Here is an 8,184-nt window from a genome sequence, read left to right on the forward strand (position 1 = left end):
AGTACACATACCATATACACTCCGTGAATATACGCACAATATAATAAAGGTTTGCCTGAGGAAGCAAATATAAGGAATAGAAATAAACTAATACCAAGCTGAGGTTTAAAATTTTTCAGGATTGGCAATGCAGGATTAAAACAAAATATAATAGCCGGCAAAATAATGATTGGGCTCGTGCAGGCTATTTATGAGCAATTGGTTTGGTAATTTTTAACGAATGCTATAACTTGCAGAAAACCAAAAAACTACTGCCATGCAAATTAGCTACAGTCAACCACTTTCTGCAGGTTGGGACCGCATGAAAAAAGCCTTGTTCCAACCCTTCGACATTAACAAATGGATGAAAGTAGGACTTACGGCCTGGCTGGCCGGGCTAACCGATTGCGGCGGCGGTAGCGGATCGGGAAACAGCACCGGAAACAATGCCAACTGGGACGAGTTTTTCAGTTTCCCGCAAACGGCCTGGGACTGGCTGCTCGATAACCCGGTTTGGGCCAACCTTATTCTTGTAGGGCTGGTTATTCTGTTTCTTATAATTTCGGTAGTTATTTGGGTAAGTTCGCGCGGAAGATTTATGTTTCTGGATAATGTTGCGCACAACAAAGCCGAAATCAGCAAACCCTGGCACGACTTCCGAAAACAGGGGAACTCACTTTTTATTTTTCAATTCTTTTGGGGCTGGTTCGCTTTTGCCGTGTTTGTATTAATTGCCGCCTACTGTTTTGTTACCGGTAAAGATTTATACCTTACACATGCTCCCAAGGCGGTTATTTTCGCCGGAATTACACAAATGATACTGCTGTTTATCGGATACCTGATTGTGTTTGGATACATATCGCTGTTTCTGAAAGACTTTGTGGTGCCCATCATGTACAAACACCGTGTTGGTGTATTAAAGGGCTGGGGCAAATTTCTGTTGCTGTTTGGAAGAAGGGCATTGCCATTTGTCCTTTACGGGCTGTTTATTTTTGTATTGGGAATTGCAGTTGGCATTGCCATTATTTTCTTTGCACTGATTACCTGCTGCATAGGTTTGCTGCTTATTGCCATCCCCTATATTGGAGCGGTAATATTATTGCCAATAAGTTATACGTTCAGAGCCTTTAGCATCGAGTTTTTGGCACAGTTTGGCGACGAATACAATGTATTTCCACCGGCAGTAGAACTTGCTGACGACAGGAATGAAATTAACAGGGAGTAGATTAAAATTTTCTGAATTATATCCTCTCTCTTGTCTCCCACCCTTCCATGATGGGAAAAGGATGTGTATAATAAATCTAATTTGAAATCCTAGCCTCTAATCTTTTTCGCGAAATAGGTGAACAAATCCGTGTTTCTTGCGCTTTTCGCCATCGCGGCCGGTGCCTACAACATCGTAGAAATAAACCCCCGGACTGGCATAACGCCCTCCAATTCTACCATCCCAAACGGTTTCGGTCCAGGTATCCTCAAAACCACGCACGTCACCACTTTTCCAGTAATGCACACGCCTACCCCAACGGTTAAAGATGCTGATCTCTAAACTTTGCATCGATTGAAATTGAACAACAAATTCATCGTTAACACCATCACCATTAGGAGTAAATACATTAGGGATAGCAATATCCGAAGAGTCTACCACAATATAATCATCCATATAAACGGTATCAGCGCAAGTCAAAGTATCGGAGAGGTGTTTCGAAACCAGCCGAACCATGTAAGTTCCTGAGTTTTCGTAGGTATAAACAGGTGCATCGTCGTAAGCTACAAAATCGATACTGTCAACCGGATTTCCGGTTCCGTCCGAATCCGCTTTTATAGCATTTAAATCACGGTAGAAATACCATTCATAATAACCCGGTGTTCCATTTTCCGAATTGTTTGAAAAAGTAACCTCAAGCGGCGCTTCGCCTTCCATCGGGCTAGCAGTAAAACTGGCTTTGGTAACAATCGTTTCATAGGTAACTGTTGCCTGTGCATCGCAGCCAAATTTATCGTAAACACGCAAGGTGTAGTTTGTATTTTCTGCTGGTGGATCATAAACCGTTAAGTTCAGTACCGAAGCAATCCGGTCGCCATCTTCCAGCCATTCCACCTGCACATCTTTATTCACAAAAACAGGTGCATTGTTGCTTAAATCGTAATACGTCAGCACGGCCGACTTCATTTCACCATTCATTACGAAATGTTCGCAGTCTGAAACAGCAACGTCTCCGCCGGCGTACATCCAGTTGTTAAAAACCCAAGCGCGGTCAATCTCGGTCGTGGCACCCTGTGTGATGGTGATCCGGTAACAACCATCAGCCAGCGCATTTATTTGCGACGAAGCGGCGTCTGTAATTGTCTGGTACTGCAGATCAAATGCTCCGCTTGTTTCATCGTACTTCTCCCACAACCAGGTTTTTGTTCCTGCCAATGTGGTAGTGGCGGTTAAAGCACCAACTTCAGCTGAGGAGTCGTTACTACAGAAAATAAAAATATCGTCGGTTTCCGGAAATACCGGGTATTGTGTTACATCTATGGCATCGGCTCCGGGCGAAGATATTTGTGCCTGTAGAGCGTAAAAAGAAAATACCAGAATGGTTACAATAAAAAGACTTCGCTTCATAAATTATTGCTCTTTAAGATACAATATTAACGTATAAATTTCATTTAATTGCGTGATCAACCAATTGTTTTTCAGAGTGAGCCTTAGGCGAAACTGTGAATCTACAATAGCTTGTCCCGATTTTTTTTCGGGAGTTAATACCGATGATTAAGCAAAGGGACTTTGGAAATAGTTGAACCAAAGTATCAATTTGATTTTCAATCGGTGTTACAGACAAAAGTAGTGAACCTGCACCAAAATACAGAAGCCTCCAATAATTTGTTAATAAAACACCGGTAATAAGGGAAAGATTCCACCTGACATCATTATTTTTGCGCACAGAACAACCTGGTGCGCCGGTTGTTGTTTTACTACGATTGAATGCTGAATGTTTTGCCGAAAATCGCCCACACACGGAAATCGGCTAACAAACATTTAATTCGGTCAGTATTTTATATTTGCAAGCTGAAAAAAGAAATCTATAGTGTTCGATTATCTTCAAAATTTAAATGAGGCCCAACGAGAGGCTGTTCTTCGTACCGAAGGACCTGCACTGGTTATTGCAGGCGCCGGATCGGGAAAAACGCGTGTGTTAACGTTCCGTATTGCCAATTTGCTAAAACAAGGCGCCAAACCGTCAAGCATTTTATCGCTGACTTTTACCAATAAGGCAGCCCGCGAAATGAAAGAACGTATTGCCAGCGTGGTAGGCGAAAATACCGCCCGCTACCTGTGGATGGGTACTTTCCACAGTATATTTGCTCGGATACTGCGCTTTGAACACGAAACCATCGGCTACCCGGCAAACTTTACAATTTACGACAGTGCCGACAGTAAAAGTTTGATAAAAACGATCATCAAAAGTTTTCAGCTCGACGATAAAATATACAAACCGGGTGTGGTTGCCAGCCGTATTTCGATGGCAAAAAACAACCTGATTACGCCCAACGCTTACGAAAATTCAACCGAAATTCGCAGCGCCGATAAAAGCATGCGTATGCCACAAATTGCGCAGATCTATAAAGAATACGCCAAACGCTGTTTACTTTCAGGAGCCATGGATTTCGACGATCTGCTGCTGAAAACAAATGTGTTGTTTCGCGATCATCCCGAGGTGCTGAAAAAATACCAGGAGCGTTTTGGGTACGTAATGGTTGACGAGTACCAGGATACCAACTACTCGCAATACCTGATTGTAAAAAAACTGGCTGCGGGGCATAAAAACATTTGCGTGGTGGGCGACGATGCGCAAAGTATCTACTCGTTTCGTGGTGCGCGTATCGAAAATATTCTGAATTTTAAATCGGACTACCCCGAGCATAAAGTGTTTAAGCTGGAGCAGAATTACCGCTCTACACAAACCATTGTAAACGCTGCCAATAGCATTATTGCCAAAAACAAACGGCAAATTCCGAAAAAGGTATTTTCTGAAAACGCCACCGGGAAACCTATAAAATTGATTTCGGCTTTGACCGATAATGAAGAAGGATTTTTGGTAGCACAGGAAATTGCCCAATCGCAATTGCGTGATCATTACAAGTACGAAGACTTTGCGATTTTGTATCGTACCAATATGCAGTCGAGGATTTTTGAAGAATCGTTGCGAAAAAGAAATATTCCGTATAAAATTTATGGCGGCTTAAGTTTCTACCAACGTAAAGAAATTAAAGACCTCATCTCCTATTTCCGAATGACGATAAACCCGGCCGATAACGAAGCGCTAAAACGTATTATCAATTATCCGGCGCGCGGGATTGGGGCCACTACCCTTGCCAAGCTGGAGGCTGCTGCAATTAATAACGAAACATCCATTTGGAAGATTATTAGCGATTTGCCAACGGTTAACCATGCCAATTTGAATAAAGGAACCGCTGGTAAAATTCTGCATTTTGTGGGATTAATTCAGAGGTTTATGCAACTGTCGCAAGACAGCGATGCTTTTGATACGGCCAAAACCATTGCCGAACAAACCGGTATTCTGAAAGAATTGTATAACGACAAGTCGCCCGAAGGATTGAGCCGCCACGAAAACATCCAGGAATTGTTGAACGGTATACAGGAATTTAGCATAAACGCCAAAGAAACCGGTGAACCCGAAAAACTGGAAAACTACCTGGAAGATGTGGCTCTGCTTACCGATCAGGACAACGAAAAGGAAGAAGACCGAGATAAAGTGACACTGATGACCGTGCACTCCTCAAAAGGACTGGAATTTAAAAATGTGTTTGTTGTAGGGATGGAAGAGAACCTTTTCCCTTCGAACCAAAACGGCGACAATAAACCTGAAACGCTGGAAGAAGAACGCCGGCTGTTTTACGTGGCACTAACCCGCGCCGAAGAAAACGCCTGGTTCTCGTATGCCAACCAGCGCTACCGTTGGGGAAATCTTGATTTTTGTACACCAAGTCGTTTTCTCGAAGAAATTGATGAGCAGTTTCTCGATACTTCGGCAATCGCTGCACACTCCTCTCCAACTCGCCGGGCACAAAATAACGACGACATTCAGCCCGAACGTTATCACAAAAATCCGGTTCGCCGCCAACCACCCGGAGCATTTAAAACACCCGAGTCGCAAAACTTTTTTAATAAGAAACTCGTTTCGTTAAAGGAAAGCAGCAGAGCGCAAAACACTTTTCAGGGCGATGCACCGGAAAAAATACAAACCGGGATGGTGGTAGAGCACCAACGTTTTGGCGAAGGAAAAGTAATTAATATTGAAGGCGTTGCACCAAATATAAAAGCTACCGTGTTTTTTAAATCGGGTACACAGAAACAGTTGCTGCTAAAATTCGCCAAGCTGAAAATTAAAGGATAAACGGATTAGCAAGACGAACCGCGAGTTTCGAGGATCAAGTATCCAGAATCCAGAATCGAGGTTCTAGTATCAAAAAAACGAACTAAAAAATAAAACTTCGGGATTTATCGGGAAATGATTAGTTTTGTAACATCATTTCGCAAATAAATCCAATTTACTTGAAAGTTAGATTTTTAGCATTAAACATTTACAGATGGATTATAATACCAAGAGAAAAAAAATGGCCCTTCCTGAATATGGAAGAAATATACAAAACATGGTTGACTACCTGATGACCATCGAAGACCGCGAAAAACGAAACAAATCGGCACAAACGGTTATCGATGTAATGGGCAACCTTTTCCCTCATTTACGCGATGTTCAGGAATTCAGACACAAACTCTGGGATCACCTGGCCATTATGTCCGATTTTCAACTTGACATTGATTACCCTTACGATCCGCCAACGCCGGAATCATTAAAAGAACGCCCCAATACGGTACCTTATACCAAACACCGCATAAAGCACAAACACTACGGCCGCACCATGGAGCTTTTGATTCAGGAAGCCGATAACTTTGAAGGTGAAGAGCGTGACATCATTATCGAACAACTGGCCAACCACATGAAAAAATCGTACCTCGCATGGAATAAAGATGCCGTTGAGGACCACATGATTTTTAGCGATCTGGAAGAAATGTCGCGTGGAAAATTAAAAGTACCTGAGGGAACTCAACTGGCCGACTCCAAAACACTGGTTAGTGCTCCAAAAAAGAAAAAAGTAAAAAAGAAAAAATAGGTAATACGCTATAATATCACACCCCATGTCGACTTTCAAAATTGAAGGTGGTTTTAAGTTAAAAGGAGACCTTGAGCCGCAAGGAGCAAAAAACGAGGCGCTTCAAATAATATGTGCCACCCTGTTAACTGCCGAACAAACGATCATCGAGAATATTCCTGAAATTCGGGATGTGCTGAAATTAATCGAGATTCTGAAAGGATTAGGGGTTCAGGTGGCTCGTCTGGCCAAAGGCAAATATAGTTTCGACGCCTCCAAAGTCGATATCAATTTTCTAAAAACTGAGGAATACGCCCAGCAAGCCGCGGTTCTGCGTGGTTCGATAATGATAATTGGCCCACTGTTGGCCCGTTTCGGACAAGGTTTTATTCCGCAACCGGGTGGCGATAAAATTGGGCGTCGTAGAGTTGATACTCACTTTATTGGTTTACAAAAGCTGGGTGCCCGTTTTGATTTCGACCGCGAAAACAAATGGTACTCCGTTTCTACCGAAAAACTTACCGGAGCTTATATGTTGCTCGACGAGGCTTCGGTTACCGGAACAGCAAACATTGTAATGGCTGCCGTTTTAGCCGAAGGAACCACAACAATTTACAACGCAGCCTGCGAACCTTATCTGCAACAACTTTGCAAAATGCTGGTTTCCATGGGTGCCAAAATTGAAGGAATTGGTTCCAATCTGCTTTCCATCGAAGGTGTTTCATCGTTAACAGGATGTACACACCGCATTCTTCCCGATATGATTGAAGTGGGTAGTTTTATTGGCCTCGCTGCCATGACTGCTTCCGAAATCAACATTAAAAATGTGGGTATTGAGCATCTTGGAATTATTCCCGAATCATTTCGCCGTCTGGGAATTAACGTTGAACAAAATGGCGACGATCTGCTAATTAAAGATACCGAACATTACGAAATAGATTCATACATCGATGGATCGATAATGACCATTTCGGATGCGCCCTGGCCGGGACTGACACCCGACTTACTTAGTGTTTTCCTGGTAGTGGCTACACAAGCCAAAGGAAGTGTGCTTATTCATCAGAAAATGTTTGAAAGCCGTTTATTCTTCGTAGATAAACTGATTGATATTGGGGCGCAAATTATTCTATGCGATCCGCACCGTGCCACCGTAATTGGCCTCGACCGAAAAAATACCTTACGTGCCACAAAAATGGTATCGCCCGATATTCGTGCAGGTATTGCATTGCTAATTGCTGCCATGTCGGCAAAAGGAATCAGTACTATCGATAACATCGAACAAATCGACCGCGGTTACGAAAATATCGATGGCCGTTTAAATGCCCTCGGCGCTCACATTTCAAGAATGTAAACGCGATGTTAAAACTTTATCCGGAGCTTTGTGTTACTACTTAAAATTCTATATTTGAACTTTTTAGAAATAACAATACGCAAAAGATGAAAAGATTTATTTTACTGGCAGCGATCATTTTTATGGGCACAACTTTTATTAATGCCCAGGAACTTGGTTTAAACATTGGCAATAAAGCACCCGAACTGATTGGCAAAGGGCCAAATGGTGAAACCATAAAATTATCCGACTTAAAAGGCAAAGTTGTGTTGATTGATTTTTGGGCAGCATGGTGTGGTCCTTGTCGCCGCGAAAACCCAACTGTTGTTGCCAACTACCAAAAATACAGAGACGCTAAATTTACCGTTGGCAAAGGATTCACCGTTTTTGGCGTGTCGCTCGACGACTCGCCCGAAAGATGGAAAGCAGCCATTGAACAAGACGGTCTGGAATGGCCAAATCATATTTGCGATTTCCAGAAATGGAACTCAAAATACCGTATGATTTACCAGGTTCGCGGAATTCCCGATAACTACTTAATTGATGAAAACGGGGTAATTATTGCCAAAAAACTTCGTGGCCCGTCACTTGACGCTGCTCTGCACAAAATTCTAAGAGAAGAGCTGTAGACACTACTTTAAAAATAGTATAAATCGTTCAAATTGGCACTCGGAATCAGATTCGGGTGCCAATTTGTCGTTTATATTTGCATG

General features: G+C 42.6%; 6 protein-coding genes. 5 read left to right on the forward strand and 1 reads right to left on the reverse strand.

Translation table 11 applies throughout. The features are described from left to right. Window positions 1-256 precede the first annotated feature (256 nt). The gene (locus tag ABZB17_RS17205; protein WP_372651931.1) at window positions 257-1,204 is read left to right on the forward strand and encodes a hypothetical protein; all 948 of its coding nucleotides are present in this window, start codon (window positions 257-259) and stop codon (window positions 1,202-1,204) included. Window positions 1,205-1,300: 96 nt separating this feature from the next. On the opposite strand, the gene ABZB17_RS17210 is transcribed toward ABZB17_RS17205, so the two are convergent. Further along, window positions 1,301-2,590: a gliding motility-associated C-terminal domain-containing protein gene (locus ABZB17_RS17210; protein WP_372651932.1), complete on the reverse strand. Its 1,290-nt coding sequence runs from the start codon at window positions 2,588-2,590 to the stop codon at window positions 1,301-1,303. A gap of 463 nt (window positions 2,591-3,053) precedes the next feature. Between ABZB17_RS17210 and ABZB17_RS17215 the strand changes: the two genes are divergently transcribed. From ABZB17_RS17215 to ABZB17_RS17230, 4 genes are all read left to right on the forward strand, one after another. After that, a complete protein-coding gene (locus ABZB17_RS17215) occupies window positions 3,054-5,384 on the forward strand; it encodes an ATP-dependent helicase (RefSeq protein WP_372651933.1) in 2,331 nt (776 codons plus the stop codon). 193 nt (window positions 5,385-5,577) lie between these two features. Further along, the gene (locus ABZB17_RS17220) at window positions 5,578-6,162 is read left to right on the forward strand and encodes a DUF4290 domain-containing protein (RefSeq protein ID WP_045032449.1); all 585 of its coding nucleotides are present in this window, start codon (window positions 5,578-5,580) and stop codon (window positions 6,160-6,162) included. Window positions 6,163-6,187: 25 nt separating this feature from the next. Continuing rightward, on the forward strand, window positions 6,188-7,492 hold the full coding sequence (murA, locus tag ABZB17_RS17225; RefSeq protein ID WP_372651935.1) for a UDP-N-acetylglucosamine 1-carboxyvinyltransferase: 1,305 nt from the start codon (window positions 6,188-6,190) through the stop codon (window positions 7,490-7,492). A gap of 86 nt (window positions 7,493-7,578) precedes the next feature. Then, window positions 7,579-8,100: a peroxiredoxin gene (locus tag ABZB17_RS17230; RefSeq protein WP_045032445.1), complete on the forward strand. Its 522-nt coding sequence runs from the start codon at window positions 7,579-7,581 to the stop codon at window positions 8,098-8,100. Window positions 8,101-8,184 lie beyond the last annotated feature (84 nt).

This window comes from Draconibacterium sp. (genome assembly GCF_041583095.1).
Lineage (GTDB): Bacteria > Bacteroidota > Bacteroidia > Bacteroidales > Prolixibacteraceae > Draconibacterium.

Excerpts from the sequence above, each read along its gene's own strand:
- ABZB17_RS17205 (WP_372651931.1), top strand. The coding sequence starts at position 257 with ATGCAAATTAGCTACAGTCAACCACTTTCTGCAGGTTGGGACCGCATG.
- ABZB17_RS17210 (WP_372651932.1), bottom strand. The coding sequence starts at position 2,590 with ATGAAGCGAAGTCTTTTTATTGTAACCATTCTGGTATTTTCTTTTTAC.
- ABZB17_RS17220 (WP_045032449.1), top strand. The coding sequence starts at position 5,578 with ATGGATTATAATACCAAGAGAAAAAAAATGGCCCTTCCTGAATATGGA.
- murA (WP_372651935.1), top strand. The coding sequence starts at position 6,188 with ATGTCGACTTTCAAAATTGAAGGTGGTTTTAAGTTAAAAGGAGACCTT.
- ABZB17_RS17230 (WP_045032445.1), top strand. The coding sequence starts at position 7,579 with ATGAAAAGATTTATTTTACTGGCAGCGATCATTTTTATGGGCACAACT.